13 protein-coding genes are annotated in these 17,740 nt (G+C 50.5%); 3 read left to right on the top strand and 10 right to left on the bottom strand.

Features of this window, described 5'->3' with window-relative positions; all coding sequences use genetic code 11:
* Positions 1-45: 45 nt before the first annotated feature.
* On the top strand, positions 46-1,089 hold the full coding sequence (locus ATJ93_RS12085; RefSeq protein ID WP_120244873.1) for a tyrosine-type recombinase/integrase: 1,044 nt from the start codon (positions 46-48) through the stop codon (positions 1,087-1,089).
* Between the two features lie 15 nt (positions 1,090-1,104).
* Here ATJ93_RS12085 and ATJ93_RS12090 read toward each other — a convergent pair whose 3' ends face one another.
* Together ATJ93_RS12090 and ATJ93_RS12095 are read right to left on the bottom strand one after the other, a co-directional pair.
* On the bottom strand, positions 1,105-1,404 hold the full coding sequence (locus ATJ93_RS12090; protein WP_342768860.1) for a HalOD1 output domain-containing protein: 300 nt from the start codon (positions 1,402-1,404) through the stop codon (positions 1,105-1,107).
* A gap of 77 nt (positions 1,405-1,481) precedes the next feature.
* Positions 1,482-2,759 (bottom strand): tyrosine-type recombinase/integrase, encoded by a 1,278-nt coding sequence (locus ATJ93_RS12095; RefSeq protein ID WP_120244874.1) that lies wholly within the window; start codon positions 2,757-2,759, stop codon positions 1,482-1,484.
* A gap of 392 nt (positions 2,760-3,151) precedes the next feature.
* Between ATJ93_RS12095 and ATJ93_RS12100 the strand changes: the two genes are divergently transcribed.
* Complete coding sequence (locus tag ATJ93_RS12100) at positions 3,152-5,005, top strand: ATP-dependent nuclease (RefSeq protein ID WP_120244875.1); 1,854 nt, start codon at positions 3,152-3,154, stop codon at positions 5,003-5,005.
* 357 nt (positions 5,006-5,362) lie between these two features.
* Here ATJ93_RS12100 and ATJ93_RS12105 read toward each other — a convergent pair whose 3' ends face one another.
* The 8 genes from ATJ93_RS12105 to ATJ93_RS23250 all read right to left on the bottom strand — a co-directional run bounded on the left by ATJ93_RS12105 (position 5,363) and on the right by ATJ93_RS23250 (position 16,302).
* Positions 5,363-7,339 carry an ATP-binding protein gene (locus ATJ93_RS12105; RefSeq protein WP_211334052.1) on the bottom strand — a complete coding sequence of 659 codons (1,977 nt, stop codon included), beginning with the start codon at positions 7,337-7,339 and terminating at the stop codon, positions 5,363-5,365.
* 339 nt (positions 7,340-7,678) lie between these two features.
* The gene (locus ATJ93_RS12110) at positions 7,679-9,121 is read right to left on the bottom strand and encodes a hypothetical protein (protein ID WP_147376648.1); all 1,443 of its coding nucleotides are present in this window, start codon (positions 9,119-9,121) and stop codon (positions 7,679-7,681) included.
* Entirely contained in the window at positions 9,118-11,979 is a 2,862-nt protein-coding gene (locus ATJ93_RS12120) for an AAA family ATPase (protein ID WP_170155564.1), read from the bottom strand. The genes ATJ93_RS12110 and ATJ93_RS12120 overlap by 4 nt, the downstream gene beginning before the upstream one ends.
* Positions 11,980-12,462: 483 nt before the next feature.
* A complete protein-coding gene (locus ATJ93_RS12125; RefSeq protein ID WP_120244879.1) occupies positions 12,463-13,242 on the bottom strand; it encodes a deazapurine DNA modification protein DpdA family protein in 780 nt (259 codons plus the stop codon).
* Positions 13,243-13,263: 21 nt separating this feature from the next.
* A complete protein-coding gene (locus ATJ93_RS23670) occupies positions 13,264-13,413 on the bottom strand; it encodes a hypothetical protein (RefSeq protein ID WP_170155565.1) in 150 nt (49 codons plus the stop codon).
* Between the two features lie 140 nt (positions 13,414-13,553).
* The gene (locus ATJ93_RS12130; RefSeq protein ID WP_120244880.1) at positions 13,554-14,561 is read right to left on the bottom strand and encodes a DUF932 domain-containing protein; all 1,008 of its coding nucleotides are present in this window, start codon (positions 14,559-14,561) and stop codon (positions 13,554-13,556) included.
* A gap of 89 nt (positions 14,562-14,650) precedes the next feature.
* Complete coding sequence (locus ATJ93_RS12135; RefSeq protein WP_120244881.1) at positions 14,651-14,986, bottom strand: hypothetical protein; 336 nt, start codon at positions 14,984-14,986, stop codon at positions 14,651-14,653.
* 245 nt (positions 14,987-15,231) lie between these two features.
* Positions 15,232-16,302: a hypothetical protein gene (locus ATJ93_RS23250; protein WP_147376649.1), complete on the bottom strand. Its 1,071-nt coding sequence runs from the start codon at positions 16,300-16,302 to the stop codon at positions 15,232-15,234.
* Between the two features lie 465 nt (positions 16,303-16,767).
* Between ATJ93_RS23250 and ATJ93_RS12140 the strand changes: the two genes are divergently transcribed.
* Positions 16,768-17,730, top strand: coding sequence for a hypothetical protein (locus ATJ93_RS12140; RefSeq protein WP_147376650.1), 963 nt, complete (start codon positions 16,768-16,770; stop codon positions 17,728-17,730).
* Positions 17,731-17,740 lie beyond the last annotated feature (10 nt).

Here is a 17,740-nt window from a genome sequence, read left to right on the forward strand (position 1 = left end):
TGATAGAATTATCGTGTCTGAAGGAGTGGTTGACCAAGTACCACTATGAGCGAAGATCAACTGGAGTCGATCCACCCCACAGAGGCGTTTGAGCTGTATCTTGATGAGCGACGTTCCGAGGTCACTCCAAACACGCTTCAGGCGCATAGATACCGTATCAGGCATTTTCTCCGGTGGTGCGAGAAAGAGGATATCACCGACTTGAATGAGTTGACGGGGCGGCAGCTACATGAGTACAAGGTTTGGCGGCGGAAGGAAGGCGATTTGAACAATGTTACTGTGAAGACGCAGATGGACACTCTCCGTGTCTTCATCAAGTTCTGCGAGTCAATCGACGCAGTCCCCTCTAATCTGCATGAGAAGGTGCTGTCTCCGAAACTTAACCGGGGAGACAACCAGAGTAACGATATCCTCAGAGAAGAGGAGGCACACAGCCTCTTGGACTATCTCTACCGGTTCGAATACGCATCCTTTCCCCATGTCTTGATCCGTCTTCTCTGGACCACAGGAATGCGGATCGGGGCGGCTTATTCACTTGATATCGAGGACTACCACAGCGATGACCGATTTCTCGAGATCCGTCACCGAGAATCAACTCCGTTGAAAAACAAGGAGGAGGGAGAACGTCTCGTCGCATTAGATCCGGAAACCTGTGAAGTCCTCAGTGACTGGATCAACCATCAGCGGCCAAGTTCTCAGGACGATGAAGGACGAGAGCCTTTGTTGGCAACCGTTTATGGACGCGCCCATAAGAACACGCTTCGAAAGACCGTCTACCAATGGACCCGGCCGTGTGAATACACCGGGACTTGCCCTCACGGAAGGGGTCTCGGTGAATGTGAAGCCTTGAACGATAACCAGAAGTCGCCGAGCCTCTGCCCATCCTCAGTTGCACCGCACGCGATCCGCCGGGGTTCTATCACCTACCACCTCACAAAAAATGTTCTAGCCGAGGTCGTCAGCAACCGGATGAACGTCAGTCAGAAAGTCCTGGATATACATTACGATAAGAGGAGTGAAGAAACGAAGATGGAGCAGCGGCGGCGGTACTTGGAGGATCGGCCATCAACACGGTTCCGCCGCCACTGACATACTCAATGGGGGTTAGTCACTGAGCGTATCTTCGGTCGGCTGTGTCCCTGGTCCGTTTCGTTCTGCAAAGGAAACCGTCTCACCTATCTGTACCTCTCCGGAGCTATCGACTTGAACTTGGTAGCCCTGATACTGGAACTCAACCTTTCCAACTGCCCTCTCTGTACTCGAAGTAGATTGGAACAGAGAGTCCAAAGCTTCGGTATCGACGACCGTATGAAGCGGCGGGGTAAGATCCACTGGATCAACTCCTTCACGGTCAGCAACTTTCTCAACAACTTTGAGACTGATCGACCTCCCCATCTCTTCCATAGACCGGTCTGCCACAGCCCGACACATAAATTTGGATGAAAGGGTGTGACGTGCGTCAGACATATATCTAACGAGTGTCAGATCCCAACGGAATCAGTTCCCATATTTTCTCCATTCGACTGTGTAAATGCGTCTAATTGATCGAGAACTCCTTTCTCCTCGAGTTCGGCGAGGCGTTCCAAAGTTTCGAGTTTCTCCTCACGCGTCGACTGGTTCTCAAGCGAAAGCGGTCTTCCACAGGTCCTACACTCTGTCTCCTCTGACTGGTTCTCGGTTCCGCAGAAGCTGCAGTTCACGGGTTGACTTTCGTCTTCCTCGCCACTGATACCGTACTGGTCTCTAATAGCTTGGTTGACGTCGTCGTTGTTGAGGTGGACATACACTTTGGCCCTGTCCGAACCAGGTTTCCATCCGGCGAACTTGTTCAGTTGCTCGTAACCCATGAAGGTCGCCACTTCCGTCAAACGTGTGTGTCGAAGGTTGTACGGGCGGCGTTTGTTCTCCGGGATATCGACTCTTTCACAGGCGTCCTGAAACCGTCGGAGGAAACTGTCGTACTTCCATCTCTCACACCGATCGGGTTCGTACAGACATTCGGTGTCGCCGTGTTTCTGGGGGAGCTCCCCGCATTTCTTGCATTCCTGTTGCTGTGTCTTCACCCATAATGGTGTAGATGGATCCTGTATGTCGCCTACTTCGCCGCCTAACGGGTGTTGTGCGATCCACTCTCTGAGAGGTCTTCCGCTTCTAACGAGTTGGTTGGTCCTGTCAGGAGTGCCCTTGATCCCTTCTAGGTGGATGAAGTCGCCTTTCCCGTTGGAAGTGAAGTCTCCAATGTTCCTTGAGAGCAGTTCGCCTGGCCGTGCCGCACTTTCGTACAGCACCATTGTGAACGCCCGGTCACGAGTGTTGATGAACCCGCTGAAAAGCCGTTTCAGTTCTTCTTTGGTGAAGAGGTCTTCTCTTGAGATGGTGGTCGTCTCTTTGGCGGTAGCGTCGAAGAAATCGACCTTCTCCGGGTGCTCTCTTCCACCGTTCTCGACCTTGTAGAACTTCTTCGTGGCGGCCTTCATCGTGTGTTTCGTGGACTCGGCGTAGTCACTTCTGTTCAGTTCGGCGACTGCCCGTTTCAAGTCCTGTTCCGAAGCACCGCGAAGTTCGAAGTTGTCGGGTGCGAAGTTGAGCACCAGTGATTTGAGGGCGGTGATCAAACGGCTTTGACGGACTTCGCTGAGGCCTTCTGCGGCGCAGTGATCGATGAAGCATCGTATCGCTTCGACGTTAGCCGGTTTAAGGTCAGAGTCTTCCAGGTTTTCCAGTTGCGTCTTGACGTTGATGTACCGTTCTGTAGACATAGTCTTCGTACCTCTGTCGAAGAAAAGGAAGGCCGGGGAGACACCACGGTTCAAATGTATAGGTTGTTCTGGAAGGGCAGTGAACCCTCTGTCAACTGTTCCAGTACCCGGTGTTTCTCTTGGGGTTTCCACCCCTAGTCACGTTTGAAGGACAGTGAACCCTTGATAGGTAGTTCGGACGGGGCTACCTCTTATCCGTTCACCGTCTCCTATTCAAGTGTTATCCGGCTCTCCTTCTTTCGTTTGGTTTTCAAGAGAAATATTGTCGTCCAAGATTCAAATATGGTTATTCAGTGTACTATACCTATCTAAGTACGTCTCAAAGATAGTGAAAGAATAGAATTTTAAGGGTTTCTTCCTTCAGCATTGACTGAACGGGCTGAAGGTCGTAGATGAAACTAGAGAAACTTCGGATCAGGAATTTCAGGTCGTACAAGGACTCCCAGGTCGTAAGTGTCGGAAATAAGCTGGTTCTGGTTGGGGAGAACAATGCGGGGAAATCGAATGTTCTCCGGGCTTTGGACATGTTCTTCGATATCAGTCCTACGTCTCCGCATACGGTAGAAGACTTCCATATGAAAGACACTGAGGAGGATATTGAGATTGAAGCCTGGTTTGAAGATCTGTCTGAGGAGGAAAAAGAGGTGTTTGATGAGTTCTTAGTGGATGATCGTCTATGGGTGAAGACGGTATATCCGTTTGACGATGAAGGTGGTGTTGCTGAAAACAAGCAGTTTGTTGTGAAGAAGGAGGTTCCGGCAGAAGAAGACTTCCGAGGGTATGACGATATAACTGCTGATGAGGCAGAAGAGATCTACAAACGGCATGAAGAGAAGCTTCAGCCACATCAGGTAGAGGATTGGAGTGGGAATCTGTATAAGAATGAGATCCAGCCAACGATAGGGAAATACCTTGAATCGGATGATGCAGAATGGGAAAACGAGGAGGTAGTGGATCCGAGAGGTATCAAAAAGAAGCTTAAAGCACATCTCCCTGAGTTCGAGTACTTTGAATCAGATAGGAACATTGAGGATGCAACTAAGACGAGTACGAGTGCTCTACTTGGAAAGCTTCTGGATGATGCTCTTGATTCCGTTTCTGACGAGGAAAAGAGCGAGATCGAGGATGCCTTAGAAGATGTCGATGAAAAACTCAATCAAGAGGATAAGTTTGATCAGATCAAGGACTTGGAGTCGGAGCTACAGGAGAAGCTGTCTGAACACGTCCCTGTTGACAATGTAAATCTCGAGATTGATGTTCCTGACTTAGACTCGATCCTCTCGAGGGTCAACGTCTCGATCGACGACGGTGTCAAAACTGATATCACCACGATGGGTTCTGGCCTCCATACTTCTTTCATCCTGGCTTGTCTCTGGCAGATAAACGAGGGAGATACCGGCGATAAGGATATCATCTTCGGGCTGGAGGAACCGGAGAACGATCTTCACCCACATGCGCAACGCCAGCTCTACGATACTTTAGATGACTTAGCAGAACAGGACTACCAAGTCGTGCTCTCGACCCATTCCGCATTCCTCGTAAGTTCCGAGGATCTGTTTGATACAGTCCGGGTTGAGAAGCCAAGTAATGAATCCCAGCTTCACTCTATTGACACCGACTCTTTCGATGAACAGGAGATGGATAAAATCCGGAGTAAGATAACGCCGGACAACAATGAGGTATTCTTCTCACGTGCGGTCCTCCTCTGTGAAGGCCAGTCAGAACTCCAGGCCCTTCCTGTATTGAACTCGTTGGTAGATGGTGTGAAAGACGATGTCTACGCGTTCGACCGGTTAGGGATCTCGCTGATAGAGGTCAACGGTAAGATCGGTTTTAAGAATTTCTTGAAGGTCACAGACATGTTCAATATTCAGTCGATAGTGCTGGTGGATAATGACCGGGAGAAGGATGAGGGACATGAAGAGCTGATCGAGGAACTCGAGGAGAAGGCAGACGAACTCGTTGAACTCCCTCTTGACTTTGAGGAACAGTTCTTCAGCTCGATCACATTCGAGCAGTTCTGTACTGCGATGAGTAGGATCTCTAACTACGATACGACGGCTGACAACCTATCTACAAGGCAGGAAAACACCGGGGAATCCAGACAGGAGATCCTAAGAAGTGAGTTCGAAAAAGAGCAGCCTTCAAAACCCCAGTTAGGACGTACATTGGCGAAAGAAGTCTCCGAGGACGAGGTACCTGAAGAGATCGTCCACGTGTTCAAGCAGTGTAAAGAGATAGTGTAGGACCATCTCCCCCCTCCGGTGTTGCCAATAAGGAGAGCTCTGTTGACTCGCGAACCCTTTTTTCTGTAAAGGGTGTACACCGTTTTTCACCTAAACGGGAACCCTCTGTAAGAGGGTGTTCGCCGCCCTTGGCATACAGCCTTTTCACCCCCTTTGGTTTGGTGAGCGATGTCAACAGAGCTTTATTTTCCGTTTTGCCGAATACCCCTAAGACCCTGCCGATCGCTGCTGCTTGAACCGGGTTTCTGCCGAAGTAGCCGAACTAGACCGTTTCCTCCCCACAACTGTTGTTCCGGTCTTTGTAACTATGCTGGACGGCAGATCGACCAGGATGTGGCTTTTGACCAGATGTGGTTTCTACGGCCACTTCTCAAGAGCATCGGAAACGTCCTGTACCAAGTGAAACACGACCTGGTCCGGATCAATCCCTGTCTCTTTGAAACGTTGCTTCAAACCATCCCGTACTTTTTCTGTCCGGCATACGACCCAGATCACGTCAAATCTGGTTTCAAGATGTTTCTCTACGTGTTCCTGTTCTCTCTGAGTGTTCTCCATCGCAATCTCGATAGCGACTTCGAACCGGCCTGTGTTCACGTAGACGTCAGCATCGAATAGCTCAAGTTTTGTGGCCCATCCCGCTTTCTCGAACGCCTTCTTGACCTGATGCTGCCAATACCGGTGAACAATACCACCTCTCCCCTCATGGCTTGAATCAAGATCAAGCTGGTCTTCGACGTAGGTACGTCCTCTGTCGGTTAATTCCAGAAGTTTTCGAGCACCTGTCCTTGTTTCGAGAGAGCGTTCTGTGACCAGGCCTGTCTCTACCAGTTCAGATTTGGCCTTGTTACCTTTGTACCGGCTCGAGAACGTTTCGTATCTTTCAGTCAACGGGATGAACGGCTCCTCAACAACTCCTTCCAATAACTGTTCCGCCTCCTCAGAGACTGTGACCTTCGACGGTGGATCGTCGATAACCTCAGGCTCTTCCGAATCCCTACTTTCGGACTGAACGGTCTCTTCGAACCGTGGCGGTTGTTTCCGAGGTTTAGCTGAAAGCGAGTTCCAGAACTGTCCCTGGTTTCTCTGTAGATCAGTGTCTGTAACCGTTTTCTCCAGTCGGTACTCATCGAGTATCACCCGTTCGGGTTCATCGTTTCCTGTCTGGATGACTGCTTCCCCGGTACCGAGGTCTTTGGCAGCGTTTGCTTGCCGCTGAGTAAGATTCATTGAGTCCGCGACCGCTGTGAACTGCTTCCGGTCACCTGTAGAGAGAAGGATCTTAGTGTAGGTGTTGGCCTTGATTGAATCGGTCAGCTTGGATGCTTCCTGATCTGCCACGATCAGTCCTTCCCCGAACTCCCTCATCTTGGCAGTCAGTTCGTCGACGGCCGGGATACCGGATTCAGATTGTCTCTCCTTGTAGACACTGAAGATTTGCTTGGCCTCGTCGAGGACGAACACGTGGTTGAGATCTTCCGTTCGGTGTATCTGTGTGAGCCGGTACTCGTAGACGGCTGCCAACAAGATATCCATTAGGAAGTTCTGTGTATCGCGGCTTAACCCGTCGAACTCGAACACGACGTTTCGCTCAAGAAGATCTTCGAACGTGTAACCTTCACTGCAGTCAAAGATGGTTCCAGCTCCCAGGTTCATCGCTTCTATTCGGTTGAGGACTGTGTCCCGGTAGTTCGAGGTCTTCCGCATATAGTTGATGTAGTCAGAGGTGAGGAACTGCTCGAGTTCATGGAAGCTGGGATACGGCGGTGATTTCTCCTCAAACAAGTTGTACAACCGGTAGAGTTTGAGAATGGATTTCAAGAGATGGTTTTTCGATCCGGATAGGAGGGCGGTGGCGTGGCCGAATATCTCGCTGACAACCTGAGCCCACCGCCGTGGCTGCACGCCTGGGGGTGGAACCAACGGATTATACTTGAGTTCGGTCCACGGCAACACCAGTACATCATTTCTGTCCTTGACGAGATGGCGGTAGTCCTTCTTGAGATCGAAACACCAGAACGGGACATCCAGTTGGGAGAGAAGATTGTAGAATAAGGTTGTTTTCCCGGAACCCGACTGACCGATAGCCAGGAGATGTTTCGAAAGCAGTGATTCACTGAGGTCATAGGATCGTCCAGAAACCGTCGTCCCAATTTGGATCGTCTCCGAAATCGGAGGACCGACTGTATTCGAGGTGTTGAACGGGTGTGACCGATGGTGTGCTAACGTGGCTGCAAGTGCTTTCCGACCCTGTTTCTGAAGCGGTTCCGGGGCAAGGATGTTGTATAGTGCCAGCCGTCGAATACGTGGATCCGATAGCTCGTCATCCTCGAGCATCCAGAGAAGAGAAGTCCGATCTCTAGAAAGGGAGGACATACATTCAACATAGTAGGGTAGGGTTCGAAATATGCTTGTAGACACCCTATTTCATTTCCACGGCCTCGTTGAAACCCTCAAATAGTGATGGTTCTCGGCGATCGTGCTGAGTACACAGCGCAAATCGGTCATGGTGTTGATGCAGTAGTGTGTCAAGGATGGCGCTTGATTTTGAGCTGGGGCAGCAGATAACTCGACAATATCGGTATGATAGTATCGCTTCAGAAATTCGTGAAAGTCATCCATTTATTCCTCATCCATCCGACTACGGTATCTGAGCAATACCAATAATATCATCAATTATATTAAATTACAGGTAGTCGTTCGTGTCTCGCTATCTCTCTCATCTTTGTGTGCCGTCAGTTGTTTCTCCACCTCCTCGAATTGTCCCAGAACGTGTTGCGGATGGAGAGGTTTCTCGTGCAGGTGATACTCTCGAATGCGACCATCCCGTCCAGTCCGCTGGGTACCTGGGTAGAAGAGCACTCCGTCACCACCGATATTGGGATCAATCAGGTCAACTGCGTAGCCGAGTACTTGTCGCACGTCCGAAACACTCGGCGCATCCTTGTATTTTGCGTCGCCGACCCAGATCGTCTCGCCGTCGTAGTCAATAACGAAATCGGGATCGCCGACACTCCGGCCGAGGTTTGGTTCGAAGTATCGACTCGTAAAAGGAGTCGAGACGTCCGACCCAGAGACCCCGTTTGGACGATTCGGAGATTGGTTGTAGTGGACCGTGTAGTCGCCAATTGAGTACGCACCAGCGATTTCGCCGATATTCGGTTCGACCCCCTCGATATCGGCGACGCTCTCGAGGAGTCGGCGAAGAACCCACACCTCATAGACCTTCGACATCGGCTTGACGGCAGTGTCGTAGTGATCGGTGAACGCAAGCTCTAGGTTGATGTTCTGAAGGAACGATTCCCAGAGATCGATGATGAGCATGAAGTCCTCGTCAGCACCACGCCGTGCCTCATCTATCGTCTCGATCGTCGTTAGTGGCTCGTCCAGTCCTTTCTCCAGTAGTCGATCGAAGAGAGGCTTGTCGAGAACACTCCGATGGTAGGCAAGACGGTCTCCCAGTAGGTCCATGTAGTACTGGTGTTGCTGGGTGAGTCGACGCAGTTCTCTCGCGAGTACCGCGTGAAAGCGGACGAGAATAAGGTTCTCCAATGAGTCGAGACGGAACTCCGTCCGTTGGGAAACGATCTGGTTAGACTGGCGTGCCTGCTCACGTAGTGTTTCTTGGATCCGGACGCGCCCCCTGGGCTCTGGATGTCGTTCTGTCCGCTGCTCGACGTCGACGGGAAGCCGGTGTGAGAGAACTTGGTCCGTCTGTGTTTGGAGTGCGTTGCTGTAGGGTCCAAGGCGTGCTTTTTGATCCAAGAGGAGATCCGGGGAGAACTGAAACGCCGCCGTGATCGTGTCCGGGCCAAGTATTTCTGACCAATCCTGAACCTCCGTGATCAGCGTTTCAAACGCATCGTCGTCGAAGTGCTCCGGTTTCACGACGACGCCTGGAGCGAACTCGCCGACCCAACCCCCAGGCTCAAACAGGTCTCCCCGTATCGATGGTGGTCCTTCTTCAAGCTCCTCGATCGAGCTCGCGTACTCTTCGCTAACGACGTCTTCAATATGTGCAACCCGATCACGAAGCTGCTGCTCGTCTTCGTCATCGAGGTCGAGGTCCGATACCGGATATGAGTGAAACGTGATATAGTCGCGGTCGTTCCCGCTCATTCCAGAATACTGTTGCTGTCCTTGGCGTCTTTCAGCGCTTGGGCCGTCTTTTGGAGGCCTAACTCGGCAGCGATACCGACCGCGTTTGTGTAATGTTCGGCTAACTCTTCGTTCTCACCAAGCGTCTCAGCCCGGCGGAGATCACTGAGGACATGCTCGAACTGTGGAACAATATACGCACGGGCGGCTCGGTCGACGACGTCGGCATCAGTTTCACCAGGGAACAGTAGTTCATGTGCGAGAACAAATGTCACAGCATCCATAATGACGGCCTGTCCGAGTTCGAGGACAGCGTGCTTGTCGACGTACCGAGCGAAGGCGACCAATGACTCAATGAAATCCTCGCCTTCGAGATCGAGACCGCCCTCAGTTACCGCTCTGAGGGCTTCATCGATCCGTTCAGGGACTGCAAGCTGTGGAAAAATCGTAACTTCATCCGGAGCCTCGGTGAGTACCCGATCGTCAACTGCTGTTCGCTCGACTCGAGCTCGCGCGACATCCGCAATCGTAGATCGGACTTCCCCGTCGTCGACGAGTGACAGCGCATCGTGTGCGGTAACCCCTGCAGTGTCGATATCGCTCAGATCGATCGTCGTTGCGTTCGAGAGGAGGGACGGAACGCGGACAAATGCGAACCGGCGTCGAAACGCATACCCGAGGGAAAAGAGTTGTGCGAGGTCATGTGTGTTCATCGTCGCAAGAATTCGGAAGGAAAGCGGGACGTACTGGTCCTTGCCGGCATACGTGATCGGGAGATCTGACCGATAATCGAGATCGAGAAGAGTGAACACATCGCCAAACGCCTGATCGAGATTTGCCCGGTTTAGTTCGTCGATAATGAGCCAGGCCGGTCGACCCTCTGTCTTAAGATGTGACTCGCAATCCTGTACTGCGCTTGTGAGAATACCTGGTTCCGGTTCCCAGAGACGATCACCATCATCCGAGATTGTTGGTTGAAGACCGCCGGCGATCTCATAATTTGTCCATTCCGCGTTCGCAGTCGCCAACGCGAAGTCATCTTCCGAGCCGCAAACGAGTTTGCTCAGCTGTTTTGCAGTGTGAGTTTTTCCTGTTCCTGGGGGGCCGTACAGTGCTAGGTTCCGACCGGCAACTAGGTGGACAAGTGCTTCTTTATATAGATCGGGTCGGTCAGTTTCGTCAATTTCAGCTAGCGTCTCTTCTAGGGGGCCGTCGTGCCACTGAAGAATTAGTCGTAGATCTTGTGGCGTTACTTTGTGGATTCCCGGGCCATTTAGTAGACCGTTCTTGCTCAGGTACGGTTCGATGACATCGAATGGGATTGGCGGAAATCTTTCGAACTCGTCAATTTTCGCATAATAATCGGTCGTCGAGTCATCTTCATCTCGGGATTCTTCTCGAATCGTCTCGATTGTTCCGACACTATCGAAGATCCGCTGTCCAGCACTATCTTTCCGAAGATAAACGAAGGTTGTTCCCGCCCCAGCAGACTCAAGCTGACTGTATCCCGGTATTCCGGATTCAAAGTGATAAATTTCATCAAGTGTGTCTTCGTATTCTCCGCCCTCTGGAAGGAGAACGAAGCACTGGTCTTCGGGGAGGTCATAATCAGATATCGCTGAGACACCTGGGTTTTTCTGTGGAGCCGGGAGATCACCCTCAGAAACGTCGTATTTCACTTCTGGATCCGAGAATTCCTTGTCTGGGAAAATTGCCTCGAGGACCGTCTTTCCGCCACCCGCTTCTTTGATTGGGAACGGATTGAATTGGTTGAACATCCCCGCAGCGCTATCGAACAGAAGCGGTTCCCCATCGAGGTTTAGCGTATCTGTCAGCTGACCTTCGATCGATGACCAGTCCTCATCCGGTTGGTGGATTTCCGCACTTGAGATCCAGAGTCCGCTAAACGAACTATTTCCAGCGATCTCCTCCGCGATGTTACTCCGGATGTTTTCGGGTAGATATCCTAGCGAGTGATCGACACGTTGGATGTATTCAATCGTGCCGGAGACATCGTGAAGCACCCAGTCACCGCGATCGAGGACAGCATACTCTTCGACGTGTTGTCCTTTTGTGCCCCATAGTGTCGTGTTTTCACTCTCCAATAGCTGCAACGCTTCTGATTTGACGTTTGGCGCCTTCAGTAAGTGTTCTCGAATCGTCTCACGTTGGTCCGATGATAGTGATTGTCCAACCGTCTTGTCGAGATTGTCCTTGAAGGCTCCCTTTCCGCCTGCATTTCTGAAGAGATTCGTTGTCTGGATTGGAGATCGTTTGTCTGTTTCGTACGATGAGTATCCTAGATGACGTGCAACCGCTTCTTTTTCTATCCGTTCGATATCTCTTTCAAGATAACTCGCCGAAGGATCGCTCACATCATCGGTATGACTGAGGATTGCGGATCGATAGTCCGGATACTTTTCAGTTCGATTTACAAGCCCAGTGTGTCCACTGACGACTGTAACACCGGTTGTCTCTACATCGATGCCTTCCCTTTCACCGTCGAATGTCAAATCGAGCCAGCCTACCCAACGATAGTGGGTGTCTGAGGAATCTCCAATAGATGGGTTTTTCTCAAATTCATACTCGGAGCGTACGACACCGAACCCCTTCAGGAAATTGCTTCCATTCGCGATAAGGATATCCCCCTCCTCTACTCTTGAAGCGAATTGGAACAGCAGTCGTCCCTTATCGTTTCCACTACTCTCAATTCCGCATTGCGTACGTACTTCCTTGACCGATTCAACACCCTGTAGATCTTGTTCACAGCCGGAGAAGCCGATTCGGATTTGGCCGGCATCCCGCAGCGTTGGCCACATCCCATCGTCACCGATTGTATATACTGATACTCCAGCGTCGTCCAGTGGCTCGTCAGGCATTGATTTTTCTAATACAGTGAGCTTACATTTATTTTCCCCCATCAATATATGTTACTCTGCCTATATTTCTACGGTTTTATAACAGAGAAATAGACAACACAAGATCACATCCTCGTACAAGTGCCATAAATAGTAGAAGTGTAAATTAGCGGGTTTTTGACTACTCTGTGGTCTGGATTACAGTCCGGATATCCGCAAGCTCTGATTTCACTTCGCTTTCAATCTCTTCTAATTCTTTGTCGATCTCATTTGCCGTCTCCTGATTGACGTCGTTTCTTCCGGATCGTGCTGAACCGGTCAATCTAGTTGCTCACCTCACCGACCACGTTTTGAATGATCTCGGGATCCAAGTCAGCCCCCGTATGAAGTGAAATGCGGCGGGTTGATGACTACGACCTCTGTATGCAGCACGCCATTCCTATCAAGTGCAGAGGGATTCAGCAGAGCCCTTTCCACAGATTGCGATCAGAACAGACGGTAAAGTTACTGCTGGAGCGACTGAAGGAGTGACTGTTGGCACTTAGACTTCTGTCTCCATGACTTGATCTGTCGTTTCATACTGAGGTAGTGGTAGACTTGTTGACGCCAGGTCTGTCGAGGTTCTCGCATCCGTGTCCGGAAGTCGTAGGCAGCTGAATCAGCGGAGTCCAGAGACTCGATGACCCGTGGAAGTTGGAGAGTATCTGTTCCGATACCGAAGGCATGTAACCTGTGTTTGGAGGAGAGGGCGTTTCGGATTTTATGGATGATCTGAGCTGCTGTCTCCGGGTTCCGGTTACTGAGTGAGCCAATTGCCACATACTGTGTAAGTACGCCTTCTTCCCGGAGCTCATCGAGATGAGAAAGGTACTGTTCCGGTTTCCATCCCTGGAGAACAGCGACCGGCTCAGAACCGATATCGGCGTTGTTGTACGTATCAAGCAGTTTTCTGTGGTGACGGGTGGTCCTCTGCTGATGATCTCTAACGGTTCGGTTGAGCTTCCATAGGAGTCCGGGTTCACACGGGTAATCCCTGAGAGCGAACAGCTCCGGCTCATATTCCTTAAGGTACGAGAGATACTGCCTATCGGAGGACTGGTACTCTCGGTGAGTGTGGAGCTGGCTGTAGCCGCCTGAATCAGTGAAGAGGTTCTCGATCGTCTGGAACGGCGTATTGTTCGCTGTGGCGTGGCTGATCATCACATTTGGTTCTTCCATCTTCCTCAGTGCTTTCCGGGCGCTGCCTGAGGCACAGCCGTAGTAGAACCGGAACTCATCGGCCATAGACGTGGTCACCGTCGCCGTCTACCGGACCGCTCCAGAGTGGGCAGCAAGCTCCACCTCGTAGAGTTTGACCTCGACAGTAGCATCAGTAGGTTTCTCTTCGATTGCCACTGGATCAGCACTATTTAATGGGAAGTAGATATACCGCGGGGTGTGGTTGATCTCAATCATATGTAGCACCATACTGACATGGTGAAGAGTTCATCTAGAAACATGTACTGAGACCCTCTGTTTCATTTGAGCTGCTGGAGTCATGGTTGAAGCAGGGTCTTCGAGGCAACCATCTCTAAAGGAAATGGGATGATGGGAGGTTAGGCCTGTGTCTGATGTTCTGCCATGAGTTCTCGAAGACTTTCTTCCTCCCCTTCCCAGTATGGCTCTGTCTCATCCTGGTCTTCGATAAATTGGTTAGCCCGATCCTCTACGGTTTCCTTTCCAAGTTTGGTGGCGTCAGGTAGTTCTGAATATCCATTTTCAAGGAGAGCAGCGGCCCGTTCGAAGCCGGTGTCAAGTTCGTAGTCAGGAACGTCCCGGCTGTAATGGGTGAGTGCACGTGTCGCAGCGTTATATGTCTCCCAGAGTGTCGGACTATCCCTATCATCAATCTCGTCGTGTAAGGAGTTCAGGAGGTCGGGTACTGGCTGCTCGAGGTACTCTCCGATCCCTTGCTCAAGGAGGACCAGGAGTGCTTCGTCCTGGTTGAGAAAGGTCTGGTTCTGTGCTTCTTCGATCCGATTTTCGACGATTTCCGGGCTTTCGACAACGCTGTCAACCGCGTTGTAGGCGAGACTCGGTTGGAACGGCTCACTGTGTGTCTGTTCGAAATGAAGCCGGCCGTCGAACGCCATCATGCCGTTGCTACAGATCTGACGCATCCCTCCGACATCATATTTGACGGCGTGGAAGCCGGAGTGGCCAGACCGGATCTGGAGCCCGAGGTCGATAGGATCATCGTCGGCTGCGTATACTGTGGTATCGCCGGTGAGGCCGATTTTAGCACTCATCTTATGTGCAGTCGGTGATAGACTAACGGTACCGGTGACATCGAGCTCAGAGCTGTCCTGATGGCGGTCTACTGCATCACCAACTGTCTCTAAGATATCTCCGTACTGGATGATGTTGTAGAAGTCCCTTGAGGAGGATACTACGCCGGTTGCCCGTAGATCGTCAGTCCACAGACTGTCTCTATACGGGATTTCTTCCCACTCATCTTTGTCCTCATGGTGTGCGTAGACTTCGTGGCGATCGACTACAGGGACTTTTTCAGCGGTTTGGTAGAGTTCGTCGAGACTGTCAAAACGGTAGAGTTCTTCCGAAATAACGTACCACCCTTACCAAATCCGGGGACAAGAAAATAAATTATACTCGACGGAACACCGTGTTTCACATGAGAAGGGTGAATTGATTATCAAAGAATTTTGTCTCTGAATCTCTCGTGTATCTCTGCTTGGAGTCCTTCTTGCTCAAGTATTTCTTTGAACTCCTTGATATAGTCTTCCGCATAGGGAGTTCCCCAGCTGAGTTCGAAACGGCTGTTTTGGATCTGTGGATGGTAGTCTACAAATGCGTGCTGGATGATGCGGTCTAGATCGTCGTTTTCTGGTTCGTCAACCCAGACTCGGCCATTTATCTGGTAGAGATATTCATTAAGGGCGTTTTCTATGTTTTTCTTGGAGAGTCCCTCAAAGACACCTGATAGGCTGTCTGTTGAAGGATACATTTCTGTTTTCTCAGCATTGTACATCTGGTCAAGGAATCGGTCTACTGTTTCGCCGGGTTCGGATTCGGTTGCTTAAATCCGGTCATCTTGATAGATTCGAACGGTATATGACACTTCATACCCCTTGTCTTGGATTGCATCTCCGGCTTTTCGAAGATCTTCTACCATCTGGGATTGGAAATCACGCCCAAGGAAATCGATATGAGCCACCCTCTACTGGAGAGTTATCCATTTCTATTTATATGAAAATGTGATCTCTGGGTGAATGGTTAGGTCCACCAGATACCGGGATCTCCTCCTTTTATGAATGGGATAGGGAGGTACAACTTGATACAGGATTCATCGGACTCTGAGGCATCAAAATATTTCCCGCCCCATTCACTGTTGATCGGGTTTCCTTTCGGAAGGGTTTCGTCTTGTAATTCTCCGCCAGTATAGGCTAGCCATGAATATCCGAGCCTTCCTGAGTGAGCTCCCCAGATACCAAACCCTCCCTTCTTTGGAAGAATCACATCCTTAGTTTCTATCTTTAACCCTTTGAATACTAATGCGGTCTTCCTATTCTTACTATGAGTTCGAAGCTTTTCGATATCCTCACTGGAAGAAAGTTCTTGCTCCCATCTAACACCTAACTTATCTAGGTTTTTAGGCGGGATAGAGTGGTCCTCTGTTACGGAAACTACATCATCGGAAGTCACGCTAATGTTATCTCCATGCCATCTCCCATCTGCTTCCTGTATTAACGGATCAAAAACAGGTTCGACCGGGACGATTCTAACCTTCTGCCCATCAAAAGGGGTCCGAGAAGCTAAGTCGATAACACCATCCTTTGATTCTATAAGCTCCCAAGCATCTTCCTTCTCATCTTCTTCCTCCTTCTTCGCCTGTTGTGGACGGTATCCAATATCGGAGAGTTCCGAGGCACGATACAAACCGTAATCTAGGGGATCATAGATACGGAAGTGTGGTTCTCCGCTTAGATTGGCCTCAACTGCTGCCTGATAGAATTTTTCAGGAAAGTTTTCATTCCATCTTTTCGGAATCTCTACGTAGTTATCTGTATGGACTTTGTAGTATCCTTCGGCAGGTGGTCCCTCCTCTTCGGTTTTGACAGCACGGATATACTCTTGTTCACCTTCCTCCATCCATTCTAATCGGATAGTATCCCCCGGGTCTAGATCCAATGCCGAAAAGACCGAAGGTAGTTTTACCCGGTAATAGGTCTCTCTTTCGTTCGTCTTTACATCAATATCTTGAACCCGGTATTTAATCCAGGTTGTTTCTATTGGTGTCATTGTCCCAAGGATTTTCTCAGAGCTCAGAGACTCCTGTTGTGTCATCTCGAAAATAGTATATTGTTATCCAGATTCTACCCTGGGTTACGCGAGCTTCGACCCGAAGATGTCGAAAGCTCGTGAGAAACCGGAGTGAGAAAAGTCAATGTACCAAGCTGTGATCCGGATAGTGGCAACGCTATCCTCGAGAGTCGAACCGTTTGTAGAAACAGTGTATCCAGCGGTGTCTGTCTTTGATGCTGTTCCCTGTGAAGTTTCTCAAGAGTTCGTTCCGTTGTTTAATCTAATTGATGCCCTGGTTCAACTGGGGACTTTCATTGCGGTTGCCGCTGCTGTTCTGTCGTTGACGTATGCTGGACTGATCTACATTTTTGGAACAAAAATCCAGATTGAGAGGGCGAATCGCCGCGTTCGGTCTGTCCTTATTGGAGTAGTGATTGTACTGATGGCGAACTCAGTTATCGTGTTTTTAGCAGTCAACCTTGGCGTCTGTAACAGGGGTGTGTAGAGATGCGTTGGAAACTCCTGTTCACCGGCCTACTTCTGGTCTCGGTGGTGCCCGGTGTTAGCCGTGGACAGATACCAGGGTTTAATGGAGACGGTTTGATCGAGTCTCTACTTAATGCCCTTGTAGCGGTGTTGGCAAATACGCCGACGATTCATCCGAACCCGCCTGTTCAGGAGGTGCATAGGCTTTCGTTGATGGTGGTGTACGCCTGTGCGATACTGGTGGTGATGGCCGCTGGACTCCACTATATTGTCGGGGTAGAGATCGGAGTTTCTTACGAGGAAGTTCGGATCATCTTGCCGCGTCTCATAGTTGCATTGATGTTTTCCACTGTCTCTCTTCATCTTCTCCAGTTCGGGGTTCAGGCAAGTGATGCCTTCGTTGAAGCATTCCAGCCCCGAGGCTCTTTAGAAGCTTTCCAGGCCCTGGGACTAGCTAGCTCATTTTTCCTTGTCACGGTAGTTAACTCTGTACTCTTGTTATCACTAGTTGTCTTCTTTATCATACGGAACGTCTATATCTTATTCGTAGCGGCGATCTCACCGTTACTGGCGTTGGCCTGGGTTTTGCCGAATACCCGGTACTATGCCCAGTCGTTCATCAGCGGGTGGTGGGCGCTTTTAGCCGCTGCACCTCTCGACGTTCTGGTACTCCGGTTTAATTTGACGATGTTGGAGGCAAGCGGTGTATTTGGGTTACAAGGGGTCTCGAACTGGATTCTCGGTGTCGCCAGTTTCACCCTCATGCTATGGGTTCCTCGGCAGTTGTACAGCGTATCCCAGTCAGCGGTCTTCCGTTCAAATCGTATTGCCTCGCAGTTCTGGCCGGATGATGATGATGATGACGATGATGAGGGTGATGGCGGCGACGATGGCAGACCAGGCAACGGTGATGATTACTGGGGTAGTGGCGAGGGGCGTCGTGGGAACCGTAGACGGGATCGACGGAGAGGAGGGAGGTGGTAGACGATGGTCC

Origin of the sequence: Halopiger aswanensis (assembly GCF_003610195.1) — an archaeon.
GTDB lineage: Archaea > Halobacteriota > Halobacteria > Halobacteriales > Natrialbaceae > Halopiger > Halopiger aswanensis.